The sequence below is a fragment of the Paenibacillus sp. MABNR03 genome (genome assembly GCF_050455445.1).
Taxonomy (GTDB): domain Bacteria; phylum Bacillota; class Bacilli; order Paenibacillales; family Paenibacillaceae; genus Paenibacillus; species Paenibacillus xylanilyticus.
Window position 1 is genome coordinate 48,177 of sequence record NZ_JBCIYR010000004.1, and the last position, 18,694, is coordinate 66,870.

General features: G+C 47.0%; 14 protein-coding genes. All 14 read left to right on the forward strand.

The annotated features are described in order from the left end of the window. The 14 genes from AAIH57_RS20010 (at window position 1) to AAIH57_RS20075 (ending at window position 18,639) form a co-directional block, all read left to right on the forward strand. Window positions 1–1,254 (forward strand): MFS transporter, encoded by a 1,254-nt coding sequence (locus tag AAIH57_RS20010; RefSeq protein ID WP_430022752.1) that lies wholly within the window; start codon window positions 1–3, stop codon window positions 1,252–1,254. 283 nt (window positions 1,255–1,537) lie between these two features. Next, a complete protein-coding gene (locus AAIH57_RS20015; protein WP_246310958.1) occupies window positions 1,538–2,431 on the forward strand; it encodes a D-alanyl-D-alanine carboxypeptidase family protein in 894 nt (297 codons plus the stop codon). A 105-nt stretch (window positions 2,432–2,536) separates the two neighbouring features. Then, entirely contained in the window at window positions 2,537–4,966 is a 2,430-nt protein-coding gene (locus AAIH57_RS20020) for an alpha/beta fold hydrolase (protein WP_430022753.1), read from the forward strand. 265 nt (window positions 4,967–5,231) lie between these two features. Beyond that, window positions 5,232–6,824: an MFS transporter gene (locus AAIH57_RS20025; protein ID WP_430022754.1), complete on the forward strand. Its 1,593-nt coding sequence runs from the start codon at window positions 5,232–5,234 to the stop codon at window positions 6,822–6,824. Window positions 6,825–7,080: 256 nt separating this feature from the next. Next, window positions 7,081–8,115 (forward strand): LCP family protein, encoded by a 1,035-nt coding sequence (locus AAIH57_RS20030; protein WP_413036562.1) that lies wholly within the window; start codon window positions 7,081–7,083, stop codon window positions 8,113–8,115. A 179-nt stretch (window positions 8,116–8,294) separates the two neighbouring features. Continuing rightward, complete coding sequence (locus tag AAIH57_RS20035; RefSeq protein ID WP_153980486.1) at window positions 8,295–8,720, forward strand: CBS domain-containing protein; 426 nt, start codon at window positions 8,295–8,297, stop codon at window positions 8,718–8,720. 185 nt (window positions 8,721–8,905) lie between these two features. Beyond that, a complete protein-coding gene (locus AAIH57_RS20040; protein ID WP_175397097.1) occupies window positions 8,906–9,208 on the forward strand; it encodes a MazG-like family protein in 303 nt (100 codons plus the stop codon). Further along, complete coding sequence (locus AAIH57_RS20045; protein WP_430022755.1) at window positions 9,205–10,125, forward strand: DUF2232 domain-containing protein; 921 nt, start codon at window positions 9,205–9,207, stop codon at window positions 10,123–10,125. Before AAIH57_RS20040 ends, AAIH57_RS20045 begins: the two co-directional genes overlap by 4 nt. A gap of 12 nt (window positions 10,126–10,137) precedes the next feature. After that, entirely contained in the window at window positions 10,138–12,126 is a 1,989-nt protein-coding gene (locus AAIH57_RS20050) for a DHH family phosphoesterase (protein ID WP_413036561.1), read from the forward strand. Beyond that, on the forward strand, window positions 12,123–12,566 hold the full coding sequence (gene rplI, locus AAIH57_RS20055; protein WP_175397044.1) for a 50S ribosomal protein L9: 444 nt from the start codon (window positions 12,123–12,125) through the stop codon (window positions 12,564–12,566). The genes AAIH57_RS20050 and rplI overlap by 4 nt, the downstream gene beginning before the upstream one ends. 1 nt (window position 12,567) lies before the next feature. Beyond that, window positions 12,568–13,929, forward strand: coding sequence for a replicative DNA helicase (gene dnaB, locus AAIH57_RS20060; protein WP_175397043.1), 1,362 nt, complete (start codon window positions 12,568–12,570; stop codon window positions 13,927–13,929). A 442-nt stretch (window positions 13,930–14,371) separates the two neighbouring features. Next, entirely contained in the window at window positions 14,372–15,658 is a 1,287-nt protein-coding gene (locus AAIH57_RS20065) for an adenylosuccinate synthase (protein ID WP_175397042.1), read from the forward strand. A gap of 170 nt (window positions 15,659–15,828) precedes the next feature. Then, on the forward strand, window positions 15,829–16,590 hold the full coding sequence (locus AAIH57_RS20070; protein WP_175397041.1) for a hypothetical protein: 762 nt from the start codon (window positions 15,829–15,831) through the stop codon (window positions 16,588–16,590). 516 nt (window positions 16,591–17,106) lie between these two features. Then, complete coding sequence (locus tag AAIH57_RS20075; RefSeq protein WP_430022756.1) at window positions 17,107–18,639, forward strand: peptidoglycan DD-metalloendopeptidase family protein; 1,533 nt, start codon at window positions 17,107–17,109, stop codon at window positions 18,637–18,639. The last annotated feature ends 55 nt before the right edge of the window (window positions 18,640–18,694 follow it).

Genomic DNA, 18,694 nt, shown 5'->3' on the forward strand with positions numbered 1-18,694 from the left:
ATGAGTATGCTGCGTAACCGTAATTTTTTACTGATGTTTCTTGGGAGAGTAGTCACGAATATCGGAGATTCCCTTTATGCCGTAGCAGCGATGTGGCTGGTCTCTGAATTGGGAGGATCTACTTTTTATACAGGATTAGCCGGGTTTCTTACGATAATTCCTAGGTTTATTCAATTTTTTTCAGGTCCTATAATCGATAGGGTTAATATCCGTTCACTTCTAATGTATACACAGTTAATACAGGCGGTATTGCTTTTATTAATTCCCATTGCTCAGTATATGGGTTTCCTAACTGTGGGTCTTGTTCTTATCGTCTCTCCCATTATCTCCACGTTCAACATGTTTGTCTATCCGGCCCAGATGTCCTCCCTACCACAATTTGTTGAAGATCGAAATCTCTCCAAGGCTAATTCCATGTTCACCTTTGCCAATCAAGGCATTGAAACAGGTTGTAACGCTCTCGCAGGAATACTGTTGGTGTCCATTGGGGCAATTTCCATCTATCTTCTTGATTCGGTTATGTTCATGATGAGTACGCTCCTCTTTGCTATGATCAAAGTCTCCAGGGTCAAGCACCTTGAGTCAAGGGGAGAGGAACCTAACAATCTAATACAGATTGTCAAGAAATATGGTTCTGAACTCACAGAAGGGATTCAAATCTTATTTAACAAAACAGTTTCACGCCTTCTTTTCGGAATAATCCTGATTAATTTGGTGGGCGGTGCAACATTCGTCGTTTTGCCGCAATTCAGTAAGGGATATGGAGGTGCAGAGATATATGGCTTATTGTTAATGGCCCAAGCGTTGGGAAGTTTATTAGGAGCTTTGGCGGCACCTTATCTTAGGTTAGAATCAATAGGAATGGGAAAAATTTATGCCGTAGCTTTCATGCTTAGTGGCTTGCTGTGGACGCTCTCTGTTTTTTGTCCTTATCCGTGGTTAATGATATTCGTATATGGATTAGCTTGGTTTCCTGGTGGTGTAACCAACATTTTGATTAATACTTATCTGCAAAAGGGTATACCTGAAAAATTGCTAGGAAGAGTTTTTTCAGCTGCCTATAGCTTGAGTGGAATTGCTATGCCTATTGGTTCCCTGATAGGGGGAATTGTGGGTCAGATGGTGGATGGAAAGGAGGTTATTGGATGGAGTGGGTTTGTAGTTATATTGGTTGGACTGTATTGGATATTAGACTATAAAACACGCTCACTCCCGAATGCTCAGAGTGTAAATGACAGAGCATTCATATCTTAATACCTAATGATAGTCATAGGCAAACCAATGTTAAATAGGGTGACTCACCTGTTGTCTAGATTGAACTTTTAGTCGGGAAATAGGTGATAGAATACAGCGATATTTAAAGTGATAGCCGTAATTAAATGTCTTTCTAACATGGATTCTAAACACTCTGGCATGGGGTGAATAGAATCCATGTTTTTTTGATGACAAAAAAATAAAAAAAATTTAACTTTTTTGCAAAAAAGTGCAGACCAAATGCCTCTTTGATTCGTCTATATCTATAAGAGGTGATTTGTTGATGAGAATATGGTGGAAACGGGCAGGAATCCTGCTGGCTCTGCTGGTGATTATATATGTGGGTGTAAAACCGGACATGCTGATAGGCAAGCCGGGAATCAAGGCAGAATCTGCGGTGCTAATGGATTTAAGTACAGGTAAAATTCTGCTCGATTTTAATGGATCTGAGGAGTTAGCCCCTGCAGGTATCAGTAAATTGATGACAGAGCTGCTTGTTATGGAAGCCGTCATGAATGGCGAGGTACGCTGGGATGACCCTGTCAATGTCAGCCTGTACGCCAGTTCAGTGGGAGGAACTCAACTTGCGTTGAAGGAAGGCGAAAAGTTTACTGTCCAGGAGCTATTCCAGACGATGGCGGTATATTCCGCAAATGACGCAGCAGTTGCGCTTGCAGAGCATATTGGCGGGACGGAACAGTCATTTGTACAGAAGATGAATGAGAAATCATCCGAGATTGGAATGTCACCAGATACGATCTTTACCAATTCAACGGGATTAAGCGAGAATCAGCTGGGTCCCAATCGTCCTGAGGTAATTCAGGGACAGACGACTATGACAGCCACCGATGCGTGCAAGCTTGCACAATATCTGATCGAGAACCACCCCGATATACTGAACGTTTCCAGCCAAACACAGGTGTCCATGCATCAAAAAGGGATCTATATGAGTAACACGAACTGGATGCTATCCTCGATTGGTGGACCATACGCTTACGATGGCAATGATGGGTTGAAGACGGGTTATGATCAAAACACAGGATATCACTTCGTAGGAACAGCAGAACGCGATGGCAAAAGGCTAATTTCGGTCGTATTCGGGACGGAAAGTCGCGAAAGCCGTTTTAATGAAACACGCAAGCTGCTCAATTATGGTTTCTCTGGTTCAAATCAATAATCGCTGCAATATTCCCTTTACTGTTAACTTATGGATCATCATGGTAAAATGATTTACGAATAATACCATATTATTCTGTAATTCACTTAAAAGGGGGAATTGATTTTGAACGCAATCCGTAAAAAGGTTTACGCTTTAACGCTGACCATGGCGATGTCGATCGCTCTGATTCAGCCTGCAGTCCAGGCAGCAGAAGCAAGCAAGCCTACAGCAGCTGTTGCTGAAGCGATAACTTCGAAAGCAACACAGACACTACAGCAACTGGGATACATAGATGGTATAACCGATGGAATGAAGGAATCACAGACACCAATAACGCGTGCTCAAGCTGCCATCATCTTACAACGTGTACTTAAACTTGACGCACCTGCCTCTCTTACAGGCTTTGCCGATGTTCTAGCCCAAGATGAAGCCGCACCAGCAATCTATGCATTAAAGCAGAGTGGCCTCATTCAGGGACAGGCTAAGGGCTATGCTCCCGATGCACCGCTCACACGCGCACAGCTGGCATCATTGTTTACCCGAGCATTTGAATTGAAGGATAACGGAATTCAGGTTGTATATAGCGATATGAAACAGATTCCGGCAGTACATGCCGAGGACGCTGTCCGTCTCAAGCAGCATTTTATCATTGAAGGCAGCGCATTTAATGCCAAAGCTACCGTAACTCATGGTGAATTTGCCGAAGCACTGTATCTGGCACTTGGACTCGATGTAGCAGCAGAGGGGCTCACACCGCTGGAGGACTTCTTCAAACAGCCTGCTCAGGCTGGATTCCAGATGTCACCGGACGGTAAACATATGGCCTACCTGGAGCCATGGAACAACCGTATGAACGTTGTCGTCAAGGAAAGTGGCGGGTCGGGCAAGCCTATACGGATCACCAATGAGACGGAACGAAGCATTGCTGCCTTTGTGTGGGCGACCGATGATAAATTGCTCTATGTGAAGGATGAGGCGGGAGACGAAAATTATCATATTTTTGTTACCGATATGGATGGCAAGAATAGTAAAGACCTTACGCCATATCCCAACACAAGAGCAATGATGGTAGATCCTTTGGAGAGTATTCCAGATGAGATTCTCGTAGGTATGAACAAACGTGATCCTCGGATTTTCGATGTATACCGCATAAACATCAAGACAGGTGAAGCTGTGCTTGCAGCGGAGAATCCAGGAAATATTTCGGGCTGGCTGACAGATCACGAAGGTAAAATTCGTGTGGCTGTGTCCAGTGATGGTAACGTGTCTTCGTTAATGTACCGGGATTCGGAGGATAAACCGTTCGAGCCGCTGCTGACGACAGAGCTTGGAGATACGTTTACTCCGCTGATGTTCACCTATGACAACAAAAATATCTATGCGGCGTCCAACCTGGATCGGGATAAAATAGCTATCGTAGAATTCAGTCCTAGTACGAAGAAAGTAACCAAAACTATATACGAAAACAAAGATGTGGACGTAAGCAGCTTTGTGCCTTCCAAAGAGAAGGGGACGATTCTTGCTGCTGTTTATGAGACAGACAAAGTAAACTACGAATTCTTTGACGATGAGTTCAAAACGTTAATGCAGGATCTTCAAGCCAAAGTCCCCGGCAAGGAAGTTAGCATTTCCAACATGAATGAAGAAGGCCAGGTACTGTTTGCTGCCTATAGTGACAAATCGATGGGCACCTATTATTTCTATGATTCGAAAACAGGTAAACTCGATAAACTGGCTGATGCTGCACCGTGGATTGATGAGAGTAAGATGTCTGACATGAAACCTGTGACCTATACGTCACGTGACGGTTTAACGCTTCATGGTTACCTGACACTGCCTAACGGGGCGGAAGCTTCCGGGTTACCACTCGTTGTTGTTCCACACGGCGGCCCATGGGCTCGGGATTCATGGGGTTTTAGTCCGGAAATCCAATTTCTTGCCAGCCGCGGCTATGCTGTACTGCAGGTGAATTTCCGCGGCTCCACAGGGTACGGCAAAGAGTTTCTGAATGCAGGCAATAAAGAGTGGGGTAAAGCGATGCAGGATGATCTCACTGACGGCGTAAACTGGTTGGTTAAAGAAGGAACAGTCGATCCCGAACGTGTAGCCATTTATGGTGGATCTTATGGTGGTTATGCCGCATTGGCCGGGCTGGCGTTCACACCAGATGTGTATGCTGCTGGAATCAGCTATGTTGGGCCTTCCAATCTGTTCACCTTGCTGGATTCACTTCCGCCATATTGGGAATCCGAGCGCAACATGTTCTATGAGCGCATGGGTGATCCAGTGAAAGACAAGGAGCTGCTGACGGCTGCCTCACCACTATTCCACATCGATCAGATGAAAGCCCCGTTATTCGTCGTACAGGGTGCGAATGACCCGCGGGTAAAACAGGCAGAGTCCGATCAGATCGTGGAAGCACTGCGCGAACGTGGGGTGGATGTGCCTTATATGTTAAAAGCGAACGAAGGCCATGGCTTTGCCAATGTCGAGAATCAGCTTGACTTGTATCGGGCGATTGAGAAATTCCTGAATCGTCATTTGATGCAGTAAGGCTAGGCAAGACCAATCGGTTATCTAAGCAGCTTAGGTTATGTTTGTAATGCTCGGCTGTCCTCCGGTTCGAACAGACTGGGGGACGGCTTTTTATCAATTGTTTAGGCTAAAAGGGAATGTTATATCATATTAATGAATTGACATATGGAATGCATTTGCTTTAAAATGACCAGTGAGTCATTATAGTTCAAAGTTGTTTGTATACATGTATTATCCCAACTGTAAGCTGGGCAATTGTGAACGGATCGGGGAGGTAACAGAGATGCAGAAACAAATGAAATGGCCGCTCATTTTATTTGCAATTGGAGTATTTATGGCTGCGCTCGATAATGGCATTATCACGTCATCACTGACGACCCTGAATGCTTCATTTGGGGTGTCACCAACGTGGGGAGCATGGACAATCACCCTCTATACGTTGGGCCTTGCGGTGAGTGTACCGATTGCAGGTAAACTGTCCGACCGTTATGGACGCAAGAAGCTATTTTTAATTGAAGTTGCGTTATTCGGAATAGGCTCCCTGCTTGTCGCACTGAGTCCATCGTTTAGCTTTTTCCTGATTGCGCGTGTCATTCAGGCGCTGGGCGGTGGCGGGATCTTTATCATTGCCAGTTCGTATGTGCTAAGCAAGTTCCCTGCCGAACGTCAGGGCACAGCCTTGGGTCTGCTCGGAGGCATGAATGGGATTGCTGCCATTCTGGGTCCGAACATCGGCGCTTTTATTTTAGATCTTACGGGAAACTGGCACTGGCTATTCCTCATAAATGTGCCAATTGCCATCCTGTTATTTATCGCAGGCATTCGATTCATCCATGAAGAACAGGAGTTGAACCGTGCAGCTGTGGACTGGAGCGGTATTACCGTTCTCACCCTGGGTGTACTCAGTCTGATGTACAGCTTCAGTAATCTGGATGGTGTAGATATGCTGCAAAGTCTCGCTTCACCGATGTTCTATGGTTTCTTTCTGGCAGGTGTGATCATCCTGGTCATCTTTTACTTTCTGGAAAAAAGATTGGAAGGGTCACAGCGTGAACCTGTCGTTTCCACTCAACTTCTTGGCATTGCGTCCTTTCGATGGACGCTGCTGATTGCCTTTTTCTCCGGAGCCATTCTGGCCTCGGTGATCTTCATTCCAGGCTTCGTGGAGCAATATCTCGGTGTATCAAGTACAGCCTCAGGATATTGGTTCACACCGCTTGCTCTGGCTTCAGGAATTGGTGCAGGTGGTGGTGGTTACCTGGTTGATCGCAAAGGGCCCATCTGGACGTTATCCGTCGCTGGTATTCTTTCTGCTATCGGATTCCTGCTGTTTCCGCTATGGGTAGAGCATATTTGGCAGTTCGTCATTGCGAGTATACTTGTGGGAATCGGTTTTGGCATGATGCTGGGGGCACCAGTAAACGTGCTTGTCACGGAACAGGCGGGTGAGAACAACAAAGGAATAGCGGTAGCCACCAGTTCCCTATTTCGCCAAATGGCCATGGCAATTGCGCCTACCATCTTCGCAGGATTTCTCGCCCGCTCGTTCTCCAATTTGGGTTCCAATATTCAGACAGGGCTTGCTGATCAGGGGATTCAGGTACCGCCAGATGCGCTTCAGCAGTATGCATCTGGAGCAGGCGGGGCTTCGGGAAGTGATGTCACGAGTCTGACGGAAGGAGTGTCTCAAATTCCCGACTCGGGTATCCGGGATGTGCTTCTCGAGGCCGTTCATCAAACGACGGGGCAAGGCTACAACGGCCTATTCTGGTCTGCCGTTATTTTCAGCGTGCTGACACTGGCAGCTGCCTTGATCACTGGGCGTTTGCGTAGAAGAGAGAGAAACAAAGATTTAAATACAGTATCCACCAATTGACCTGATAAAATAGATATACGTATAATCTGAAGAGAACAGCCTGCCTTTGATCGAGCCAAAAAGGAAGTGCTGTTCTTTTCAATTTAACCGTATTGTAACTTTTCGTCCTGCAGCAATGTTTAAAATAGAACGAGCGTAGCGTTGCTCCTGTCCGAGATAGAGAAAAGTTCAGAGAGCACCGTGTCATAAGCAGTTTCAGACGTTTAATGGTATGTAGTATCGAATTTCATTTTGACAGTGAAGAAGGAATCGATGAATGAAAAGCAGAACTAAAGAAAAGAAGAAGAAAAGAAGAAAAGGCATATATATAACTCTCGTGTCTCTCGTTGTTCTGTTGATTGGAGGGTATTTGTTTCGCCAGCAGCTGGCTGTAGCTGCATTTGATCTGTTCCTGGCAGGCTCCGTAGAGGGTCAGTTGTCGAAGTCATATGTTCCGCAGGAAGGTAATAAAACGCCTGATCCGACTGTTTATCGTAAAGAGCCGTTTTCTGTACTGCTGCTCGGTTCAGACAAACGTGCTTACGAGAAAACACGGGGCCGCTCGGATACGGTGATTTATGCCGTCGTCAGACCAAAGGAATCGCGTGTTTTGCTCGTATCCATTCCCCGTGACACTTACGTACAGATTGTTGGACGTGATGCCGACAAGGATGGCGTAGATGATTATGACAAGCTCGCGCATGCCTACGCTTTCGGAGGGGAGAATATGTCCATCAACACGGTGGAGAAGTTCCTCGATGCGGATGTAGGTTATTATGCAACGATTAATTTTGACGGAATTAAAAAGGTTGTTGATGCACTTGGTGGTATCAAGCTGCCGATTGAAGAGGACATTGTGAACAAGGATCCCAATCATGTGCAGTTCACGATTGAAGGCGGAAAGCCGATCTATGACGGCCAGGAAGCCCTGTATTATGTAAGATACCGCGAAGACAGTGATTTTAACCGTACTAAACGGCAGCAGATTTTCCTGAACGCCATGGCGAATGAAATGCTTAGTTTGAATCAGATCACGAAGATCCCGGAATTGATTCAGATCATGGGAGAGAATTTCCAGACGGATATGCAGCCATCTTTTATTACCGATTTGGCCAAACAGGTCATGACTCAGGATAAGCCACAAATTTCGAGCTTCACCATTCTCGGCGAGGGAATGCGGAAAGACGGCATCTATTACGGTCAAGCGGATGAGAAGGATGTCCAATATGCCAAAGAGCTGATTAACAACTGGATGGATCAATCGACCCCAGCCGGTGAAGTCATGATTCCCGACCGGCAAGCGATCGAATAATTAATTCCATACAGGCACTGTGTACATGACAGCAATCAGCAGTACGTTTATGAGCGGGCTGCTGTTTTTTTCATTGGAAAGGCGATTTCAACCTTTTGGAACATCTTGCGTTTTGATCCGTATAATATAAGTTGAGGCATGACTTGAACGAGAAATACACAAGGAGGATACGTAAGGGTATGAACATCGCATTTTTTTTGCTGCCTAAGCAAGAGGTTACATGTGTAACGTCGGATTCTACTCTGCGGCAAACGTTGGAACGCATGGAATATCACCGATTTACGGCGGTACCCATTTTGAATAAGGAAGGCAAGTATATAGGAACGGTAACCGAAGGTGATCTGCTGTGGTATATGAAGAATGCTGAGGGAAAGATTACATTTGAAAACGCTTCAAAATTTTTACTTAAAGATGTACCCCTTCGCCTCGACATTAAACCGGTTTCCATTGATGCCAACATGGAAGACTTAATCAATCTGGCCAAGGTTCAGAATTTTGTACCTGTAGTTGATGATATGGAACGATTTATCGGGATTGTGCGGCGTAGTCAGATCATCGAGTATTGTGAAGGTATTGTGTCCAAAGAATCCATGAAAGCCAAGTAAGCCCTTTTGAAATGAAATTAAGGTTGAGTGAACGCGGATAATCAGAGCCTCTCAGTATCATGTTAAGCATGAGGAAATGCATAAGAAGAGCGGGCAGGTCCTGCCATGGGGGATGATTTTGTGGACCCCCTTTTTATGCTATAATGGAGAATAAAGCTTTTTCGGGGAGAGTGACTTTCGCCAATATGCCTAAAGAACTGGATGTAGCCAAACGCGCTAAAGTGATTGAATGGCTGAAAACCGAAGTACTTGACCAGGTATCCCGATTGTTCAAAGCATTGTGGGAAGGCAGTACCTCCCGAATCGGGGACAGTCTCGCAAGTCTGATGATGAGTAGTTACATATTGGGCCGCAGGCTCGGTATTCCCTTCAAGGATCTGGATGCATTGTTAATTGAGAAGTTGAAAAAGCACAAATCGGAAGGTCACCAGCTTGAAGACTGGTACCAGGATATATCCGCGCTAGAAGATCATATGCGTAAGAGGTGAATTTGTTGAAATTTAGCTTTAAGTCAGCCGTTTGGAGCGCGGTTTATCTGCTCTTGCTGCTTTCGCTGTTAACTCCTTTATCGGTTCTCGCCATATTTTTCATGATGGTACCCGGCGTTATTTTGTATGCTTCCTTATCTGTGAAATCGTTTATATGGCATCTTGTTCCGGTAGCGGTCATATTAGTTGTGTTTCATCCGATTTATCTATTACTGTTACTGCTGTTTACCCTGCCTGCAATCATTATGGGTAATGCGTATAAGAAAAGGAAATCAGCCTTGTTCGCATTATTGTCGGGTACCGGGGCCATGCTGGCAGAGTACCTGCTGCTCTTACTGATCGGAAGTGTCATCTTCCAATTCGATCTGTCGAGTTACATTGATGATGTGGTTAGGCTTACGATTGAACCACTTTCCAACACGTCCAACCAAATGGTCAATGGGTTTGTGTGGACGCCTGAAATGACTCAGGATGTTGCTAGGCAGACACAGCTCATGATTCCGTTTGCTTTGGTTGTGACATCGATGGTGATGTCGCTTATTACACATGTTATTGCTCGTCCTATTCTGAATGTGATGGGTGTAACCGTATCGAAGCTGCCGCCTGCACGCGAATGGCGTATGCCCCGTGCCCTGATCTGGTATTATTTCCTGGCACTGCTCTTCGAGGTCATCTCCAGACAGAGTGACGGAACGTACTGGACCATGATTGCGATGAATTTGTCGCCCCTGATCAATCTGGGCTTCATGATTCAAGCCATCGGCTTCTTCTTCTTTTTGGCACATGCGAAGAAGTGGAATCCGGTTATACCGTATTTGCTGGCGGTTGCGGTCTTCTTCATTGGGCCGCTTCGGATTATCGGGATTATCGATCTGGCGTTCCCGCTTCGCGAGGCAATATCGAGACCAAAACGATAGGGTGGATCAGTCATGCCTAAATTTCTGAAGAAACGCTGGCACGGCTACTATACCGTATGGGCGTTCATACTGCTGCTTCTGCTTGTTATGTTCGTAACCATCTATAACTGGGCGCTTGGTTTGATTAGTCTGATACTGGCTTCGGCGCTGGGAATCGTCATGATAAAGGCGGAGCTGGCGTTCCGCCGTGAGCTTAACGACTATATTAACGGCCTGTCCATTCGGATCAAGCGAATGGAGGGGGAAGCGATCAGCATGCTCCCGTTCGGGATTGTGCTGTACAGCGAGGATCGTACGGTAGAGTGGCATAACCGCTTCGTCGGGGAAATGTTTCAGGAAAAGACAATGGTGGGCAATCCGCTGCAGAACCTTTTCCCAAAACTTCCTCAGCCCAAAGAAAAAAAAGATGGAACCAAGGAACCGGCCAAGGAGCTTCATGACGAGTTCCAGTTGGATGACCGGTTCTATGGCGTTATCCATAATCCGCAGGAGCGGTATGTATATGTTTACGAGATCACAGAGCTCGCAATTTTGCGCGACAAATATGAAAATGAACGCATTGCACTGGGTATTCTTGTGCTGGATAACCTGGACGAGGCAGCACAAGGGATGGATGATCAGCAGCGGACTGCGCTTATCGCGCGTGTAACGAGCGAGATTACCTCCTGGGCGAAAAGGTATGAAGTATATTTACGCCGTCTGTCTTCGGACCGCTATCTGATGATGCTGAATCATAAGTCGCTGCAGGAGCTGGAACAGAGCCGTTTTGTCATTCTGGATGAAGTGCGGGAAATGACGGCAGATCTCAAAGTTCCAATGACCCTAAGTATAGGACTCGCATTTGGCTCGGATACCATCAGTGAGATGGGAGAGCTGGCACAGTCGAGTTTGGATATGGCGCTTGGACGCGGTGGCGATCAGGCTGCTGTGAAGTCGGGGCAGCGCCTATCCTTCTATGGCGGGAAATCCAATGCCGTGGAGAAACGCACACGGGTTAGAGCACGGGTTATCGCCCACGCTTTGCGTGATTTGATGCAGGAGAGCGATCGAGTGCTTATCATGGGACATAAGATGCCTGATATGGACGCGATCGGAGCCTCCATCGGGGTATGGAAGGCTGCCAGCTTATACAATGTAGAGGCACGCATTGTGCTTGATGGACCCAACCCGTCCATTGAACGAATGATGGAACAGGTGAACAAGGATGAGAAATTATCCAAAGCCTTTGTGTCACCCGAGCAGGCGACCCAGATGATGACCGAGCATACGTTGCTTGTTGTCGTGGATACCCATAAGGCCTCGATGACCATGGAGCCAAAGCTTGTGCAATCGGCGACTCGCGTGGTGGTGGTGGATCACCATCGCCGCGGGGAAGAATTTATTAATGATGCAGTATTGATTTATTTGGAGCCGTACGCTTCTTCTGCGGCAGAGCTTGTGACTGAGCTCCTGCAGTATATTCATGACAAGGTACAATTTACTCCGCTTGAAGCAACGGCTTTGCTTGCCGGGATTACCGTGGATACGAAGCATTTTGCACTGCATACTGGATCGAGGACATTTGAGGCTGCAGGATTCCTGCGTCGCAGTGGTGCAGACACCATAATGATCCAGCGTCTCATGAAAGAAGATTTGTCAGAATATATTGCTAAGGCAGAAATCATAAAGCATGCTAAAATGGTATACGGGAACATTGCGCTGGCGGTCACGGACCCTGGCAGCAAGATTTCACAGATGATGATCGCCCAGGTGGCGGACACATTGCTGAACATGACGGATGTTGTCGCTTCGTTTGTCATTAGCGAGAGACCGGATGGACTGATTGGCATCAGCGCGAGATCGCTGGGGCGCATGAATGTTCAGGTCGTCATGGAACGACTTGGTGGCGGCGGACATTTAACCAATGCTGCCGTACAGTTGGAAGGAACGCTTGGAGAGGCAGAAAAACGGCTGATGGACGTACTGGCTGAAATCGAAAAGGAAGAGGGGCTGTTCGAATGAAAGTCATTTTTATAAAAGATGTAAAAGGTCAAGGGAAAAAAGGACAAGTGAAGGAAGTATCCGAGGGATACGCACAGAATTTCCTTCTGCCACGGGGAATGGCACGTCCGGCTACGGATGGCAACATGAAGACGCTGGACAACCAGAATGCGGCTGAAGAGAGACGCAAGCAGGAAGAGAAAGCAGAAGCGGAAGCCCTCGGCAAAAAGCTGGAAGCAGAAGTGACTGAACTGAAAGCAAAATCCGGCGAAGGCGGCCGACTGTTCGGTGCAATCACAAGCAAACAAATTGCGGAGGCTCTGGCAGCAAAAGGGCTGAAAGTGGACAAACGCAAAATTGAGCTGGACGAGCCTATTCGTACACTCGGCGTAACACAAGTAACCGTCAAGGTTCACCCTGAAGTGAAGGCTACCTTGAAGGTACAGGTAACGGAGGAGTAAGATGGGCGGCGAAATGTTATTCGACCGGATTCCCCCACAGAACCTGGAAGCCGAACAGGCAGTGCTGGGTGCAATCCTGTTGCAGGGCGAGGCCCTGATTACAGCGATGGAACGGGTGCAAACCGAGGATTTCTATGATAAGCCCCATCAATTAATCTTTGAAGCGATGATTCAGCTTGGAGAGGAAAATCAGCCGATTGACCTCGTCACGCTGACTTCGCGTCTGAAGGATAAAGGCGAGCTGGAGGACATCGGCGGCGTCAGTTATTTGGCGAAGCTGGCTCATGGTGTACCGACAGCTGCCAACGTGGATTATTACGCACAGATTATTGAAGAGAAATCAATGCTGCGGCGTTTGATCCGTACAGCTACACAGATCGTCAGCGAAGGATATACAGGCGGCGAAGATGTTGCAGCCATGCTTGGTGAAGCTGAGCGTCGTATTCTGGAGATCTCCAACCGACGTTCCAGTAGCGGTTTTATTGCCATTCAGGATGTACTGATGGAAGTATTCGATCGTGTGGAGACACTGCATCAGAACAGGGGCACCACAACGGGTATTCCGTCCGGGTTTATCGATCTGGACAAGATGACGGCCGGATTCCAGCGGAGTGACTTGATCATTGTAGCGGCACGTCCGTCTGTAGGGAAGACTGCCTTCGCCCTGAATATCGCCCAGAACGTAGCCATTCGGGCGCAGGAGACGGTTGCGATATTCAGTCTGGAGATGTCAGCCGCGCAGCTTGTTCAGCGTATGATCTGTGCAGAGGCCAATCTGGATGCGGGTGTCATGCGTATGGGTGATTTCAAAGGGGATGAAGATTGGCAGAAGCTGACGATGGGCATTGCAGCCTTGAACGAAGCAAACATCTTCATCGATGATACACCAGGGATTACGGTGGCGGATATCCGTGCCAAATGCCGTCGTCTTAAGAAAGAAAAAGGCCTTGGCATGATCCTGATCGATTACCTCCAACTGATCAGTGGCCGTGGCAAAGCGGGCGAGAACCGTCAGCAGGAAGTATCGGAAATCTCGCGTACACTGAAACAGATTGGCCGGGAACTGGAAGTTCCGGTTATTGCCTTGTCCCAGCTGAGCCGGGGTGTAGAGCAGCGTCAGGATAAACGTCCGATGATGAGTGACTTGCGGGAATCGGGTTCGATCGAGCAAGATGCTGATATCGTAGCTTTCCTGTACCGGGATGACTACTATAACCAGGAGACCGAGAAGAAAAATATTATCGAGATTATTATCGCCAAACAGCGTAATGGTCCGGTAGGCACGGTTGAGCTGGTGTTCCTCAAAAACTTCAATAAGTTCGTTAACTATGAGAGGGCGCATAATGATGCCTTTGCTATGTAGAAGATAGATTCGGTATCTTTTGTTAGATCATAGAGAAGAATTTGCTATCATCAATAACTAGTTGATATAAACTTATAAATAGGTTGGAAATACGATATATGGTGCCTGAGCTCCAATCGTGCAATTAAACCGGGGTTAGCCGTCAAGCAAGATTTGATGGCTTCGCCGGTTTTTTGCGTCGGAATATAGGGCAAATTCCGAACATTAAAGTATGGCCATTACCAATTGTTCGCCATTTCATTTGACTTTGAAAAAGGGGACTGGTACACTAGAACTGCTGCGTTAAAGCAGCGAAAACCTTCCTTTCAATGTAACACGGGGGGAGATTTTCACTGTCCGTTAGCACGCTTCTCCGCCGGTATTTTCACTTCAAATTCCTGCCGAGATAGAGGACGGACAGACCAATACAAAGGTGCGCAAGGCACCCACGGAGGTATGTACGATGTCAACGGTAGTTGTAGTGGGAACGCAATGGGGAGACGAAGGTAAAGGTAAGATTACGGATTATTTGGCTGAAAGCGCAGACGTGGTCGCTCGTTACCAAGGTGGTAATAACGCAGGACACACGATTCTGATCGACAACAAAAAATATAAACTGACGATGATTCCATCGGGTATCTTCTACACGGATAAAGCTTGTGTAATCGGTAACGGTATGGTTATCAACCCGAAGGCACTTATTGAAGAAATTAACTATATTCATGATAATGACTTTACAACGAAAAACCTATCCATCAGTGAACGTGCGCATATTATTCTGCCATACCACATGGTTTTGGATGCACTGGAAGAAGAGAGCAAAGGTCCGAACAAAATCGGTACAACCGGCAAAGGCATTGGCCCGGCTTACATGGACAAATCGGCTCGGACAGGCATCCGGATGGTTGACCTTCTTGATGCGGATGAGTTCGAACTGAAACTGCGTCATCTGGTAAAAGAAAAGAACCGCATCATCGAGCAAGTCTATGGCGGTGAGCCTGTAGATGTAGAGGAAATTCTGAAAGATTACCTGGGATATGCGGAAATTCTGCGTCCTTACGTACGTGATACTTCGGTTGTACTCAACGATTACATTGATGAGGACAAAAAGGTATTGTTTGAGGGTGCACAAGGTGTGATGTTGGACCTGGACCAAGGAACGTATCCATATGTTACTTCATCGAACCCATCTGCAGGTGGTGTATGTATCGGTTCCGGTGTAGGCCCTGCTCGTATTCAGCAAGTTATTGGGGTAGCGAAAGCTTACACAACACGTGTAGGAGACGGCCCATTCCCAACCGAGCTGCATGATGCAGTGGGTGACCAAATCCGTGAGACAGGACATGAGTACGGTACGGTAACCGGACGTCCGCGTCGTGTTGGTTGGTTTGACAGTGTTGTTGTTCGTCATGCTCGTCGGGTCAGCGGAATTACGGGATTGTCCCTGAACTCGCTGGACGTTATGACGGGTCTTGAAACGGTGAAAATTTGCACAGGATACAAATACCGCGGAGAGATTATCACACACTACCCGGCTAGTCTGAAAATGCTGGCTGAATGTGAAGCGGTATACGAAGAGATGCCTGGCTGGAGCGAAGATATCACTGGAGCGAAGAAACTCGAAGATCTGCCTGTGAACACACAGAACTATGTGAAACGTGTTTCCGAGCTGACAGGCATTCCCATCGCCATCTTCTCCGTAGGTCGTAACCGTGAGCAAACGAATCAAGTTCTTCCAATTTACGTGTAATGTAGAGTGAATTCATAGAACCCCAGTTGTCGCCTGAATAGCGATGACTGGGGTTTTTCGCATATTTCCTGATATAATCCCGAGATTTCCGTCAATACTGATTAACAGTATAGTCACGACCTGGCGTGCTCACTGCAGGCAGGTTGGAAAATCGGAGGAGGAGAACAGGGATGAAGTTGCTTCAATGGTTTGTCAAAATTGTACTTACCGTCATGCTGGTTAGCTCATTGACCTTACTGACGACCGGATTAATTGTACAGTCATATGTAAAATCGCTGCTGGCGAGCTTCAATATTGAGTGGGAAGGTCAGCCGCTGGGGTTAACAGCCATGTTCCAGGGTGCCTTGGGTGGCAAAGCGAGCGAGGAGAACAAACCCGGCTCAGGAACAACCGATCAGCCGGCCGGAGCCGAAGAAGAACAGGTTCCAGAGGACGCCATTTCGGTGATGGGGAATGGAACAGACAGTAGTGGTACAGGTACCGGAAATGGTGCATCTAATACAGATGATGCTTCAAATGAAGCAGAGGGATCTGCCTCTGCGGGTGGAAACGAGAGCAATAGCACGGGGACAGACAGCGTAGATGCAAAAACCAATAAGCCTTCAGAAGGTGTTACCGATAGTGGAAGTAGTACAGCTGCTGGCAATGGTACAAGCGAAAGCTCCAGCGATTCTGCTTCTTCAGGCAATGATACGATAGTGGTATCACCAGATGATATTACGGGAACAAAAGACAAGCTGCCACTGGAGGAAAAGGAGAAGATCTTCAGTCTGCTTATGGCCAAGCTGCCCCAAAATGAAATGCAGCAAATCTCGGGAGCCATGGAAGATGGCCTGACCGAGCAGGAATTACGTGACATTGAACAAGTAATTTCGAAGTATCTGACCAGTGAGGAATACGATAACCTGATGGAAGTACTCCAAGCTGAATAAGTGATCGTCACTAATACTCATTAAAGTGAGTTTATATAGTTCCACCATTCTCACGCTAAGAGACTAAGAGAGCAATCAAGTTCATCTACCTATTTCAAGTTTACAAAATCCCTACTGGAGAACATCTGGTGAGGGATTTTTGATTGTGTTTTTATGAAAATAATTTCACCTTATTGTGGGTCTTAGAACCTAGTCTTAAAACTAGATCGAAACTACATAGTATACCTGAATCGGAGGCATAATGGGTAAGAATATTTTGCTGCCATGTTATGGGTAATCCAGGAAAACCAAGCGGGGCTTGGTTTTAAGGTGTGACGGGTAGAGTTGAAATGAATGTAAAACCTGTGTTAAAGTATACGGGTGTGATAAAAGGTTAAAATTTTGACACTTTTATGAGCGCAGCTAAAGTCCTGATTTGCGGACACCCAAGTACAAATATCGACAGACATGAGACAGACACGGATGGGTGTGTCTTGACAGAAATGCGAACTGAGAAGTGCTGAAAAGGAGAGAATCATGAAAGGTTTCAGAGGCATACGCCAACCGGGCAAAAACCGGGTACACGAACAATCCGGAGAACACCGGACGGCCGAAGACAAAAACAACATGAGCATGTCCAACTTCAGTGTGAATAAAAAGCGCGTTCTGGCCTCGCGTAAATGGATCATAACAGCGGCATGCGGTGTGATCATCGCTGCATCGATCGGATTCGCAGGCAAGCAGTACGTTGCTGCAAACACGGTTCCCTATTATAAGGTAATGGTCAAAGGGAACGAGATTGGCAGCATTACGGATGAAGCGCAGCTCCAGAAACTATTTGCAGACAAAACCGAGGAATACCAAAATAAATATCCTGAAGCGGAAATGGTGCTGAACACAGATGGCATCACGACCGAAACGGTAAAAGCGTACAAGCCTGAAGTGAACAGCGAAGAGACGCTGGACAAACTGGATGACATGCTGACTGCATATGCAAAAGGTGTGGAACTCAAGATCGATGGCGAAGTTATTGGCATTGTGAAAGACCAGGCAACAGCAGATGCTATTCTTGAACAGGTGCAGAACAAATACATATCGGCATCGGCTGTGCGCAGTTCGCTCAAGACGAAGTCGGTATCGGCAAACTCATCCAGCAAAGCGGAGGGGCCAAGCACAACGCTGAAGTCGGTGGACATCAAGGAAGATGTGGCGACAGAGGCAGTCAAAGCGGATCCAAACAAAATATGGGATGTATCCGAGGCGGTTAAAGCTTTAACCGTTGGTAAAGATGCGCCCGTAACTTATGTCGTGCGTGAAGGAGATACGATCTCTTCCATCGCTGCAAAGTATGAGATTACACAAAGTGAGATTCGCGCAAACAATCCGGGCATCAAGGAAACGTCGCTGCAAATCGGGGACGAGCTTACGCTGACCGTGCCTAAACCGGCAGTTACGGTTAAATCGGTAGAGCAGGTTGTGGAGCAAATCGAGATTAAACCACAGGTCGAAGTGCGGAAGAGTGCTGAGTTAAAAGCGGGCACAACGAAAGTGGTACGTCCTGGACAAAGCGGATTAAAAAGCATGCAATATCGTGTAACCAAGGAAAATGGTGAAGTCATCAAGGAAGAATGGCTGGGCCAGGAAGTGATCAAGGCAGCTGTTACGGAAGTGGTGCTGAGCGGAACCAAAGTGGTCGGTGAGGGTACAGGCGAATTTGCCTGGCCGGTATCGAACGCAACCATGAGCAGCAGCTTCGGACAACGCTGGGGTCGTCAGCACAAAGGTGTCGATCTGGTAGGTAACCGGGATGTAAAATCGGCCGATGAAGGCGTGGTTACTTTTGCAGGACAGAAGAGCGGGTATGGCAATGTCATTATCATTAACCATCGTAACGGATATGAAACACTGTATGGCCACCTCGACAGCATTGGCGTGAAGGTTGGACAAGTGGTTGAAAAAGGGGAGAGCATCGGCGTTATGGGCAACACGGGTCGTTCGACCGGAACGCATCTGCATTTCGAGATCATCAAGAACGGAACGCCAGAGAATCCGATGACTTACCTCAATTAAATACAAGTAATCAGAAGCAAGGTTGGCTGAGATGCCGGCCTTGTTTTTTCATGCT

What these genes read in the sequence shown, in the direction of transcription:
- AAIH57_RS20010 (WP_430022752.1), top strand. Translation starts at nt 1, where the DNA reads ATGAGTATGCTGCGTAACCGTAATTTTTTACTGATGTTTCTTGGGAGA.
- AAIH57_RS20015 (WP_246310958.1), top strand. Translation starts at nt 1,538, where the DNA reads ATGAGAATATGGTGGAAACGGGCAGGAATCCTGCTGGCTCTGCTGGTG.
- AAIH57_RS20025 (WP_430022754.1), top strand. Translation starts at nt 5,232, where the DNA reads ATGCAGAAACAAATGAAATGGCCGCTCATTTTATTTGCAATTGGAGTA.
- AAIH57_RS20030 (WP_413036562.1), top strand. Translation starts at nt 7,081, where the DNA reads ATGAAAAGCAGAACTAAAGAAAAGAAGAAGAAAAGAAGAAAAGGCATA.
- AAIH57_RS20035 (WP_153980486.1), top strand. Translation starts at nt 8,295, where the DNA reads ATGAACATCGCATTTTTTTTGCTGCCTAAGCAAGAGGTTACATGTGTA.
- AAIH57_RS20040 (WP_175397097.1), top strand. Translation starts at nt 8,906, where the DNA reads ATGCCTAAAGAACTGGATGTAGCCAAACGCGCTAAAGTGATTGAATGG.
- AAIH57_RS20050 (WP_413036561.1), top strand. Translation starts at nt 10,138, where the DNA reads ATGCCTAAATTTCTGAAGAAACGCTGGCACGGCTACTATACCGTATGG.
- rplI (WP_175397044.1), top strand. Translation starts at nt 12,123, where the DNA reads ATGAAAGTCATTTTTATAAAAGATGTAAAAGGTCAAGGGAAAAAAGGA.
- dnaB (WP_175397043.1), top strand. Translation starts at nt 12,568, where the DNA reads ATGGGCGGCGAAATGTTATTCGACCGGATTCCCCCACAGAACCTGGAA.
- AAIH57_RS20065 (WP_175397042.1), top strand. Translation starts at nt 14,372, where the DNA reads ATGTCAACGGTAGTTGTAGTGGGAACGCAATGGGGAGACGAAGGTAAA.
- AAIH57_RS20070 (WP_175397041.1), top strand. Translation starts at nt 15,829, where the DNA reads ATGAAGTTGCTTCAATGGTTTGTCAAAATTGTACTTACCGTCATGCTG.
- AAIH57_RS20075 (WP_430022756.1), top strand. Translation starts at nt 17,107, where the DNA reads ATGAAAGGTTTCAGAGGCATACGCCAACCGGGCAAAAACCGGGTACAC.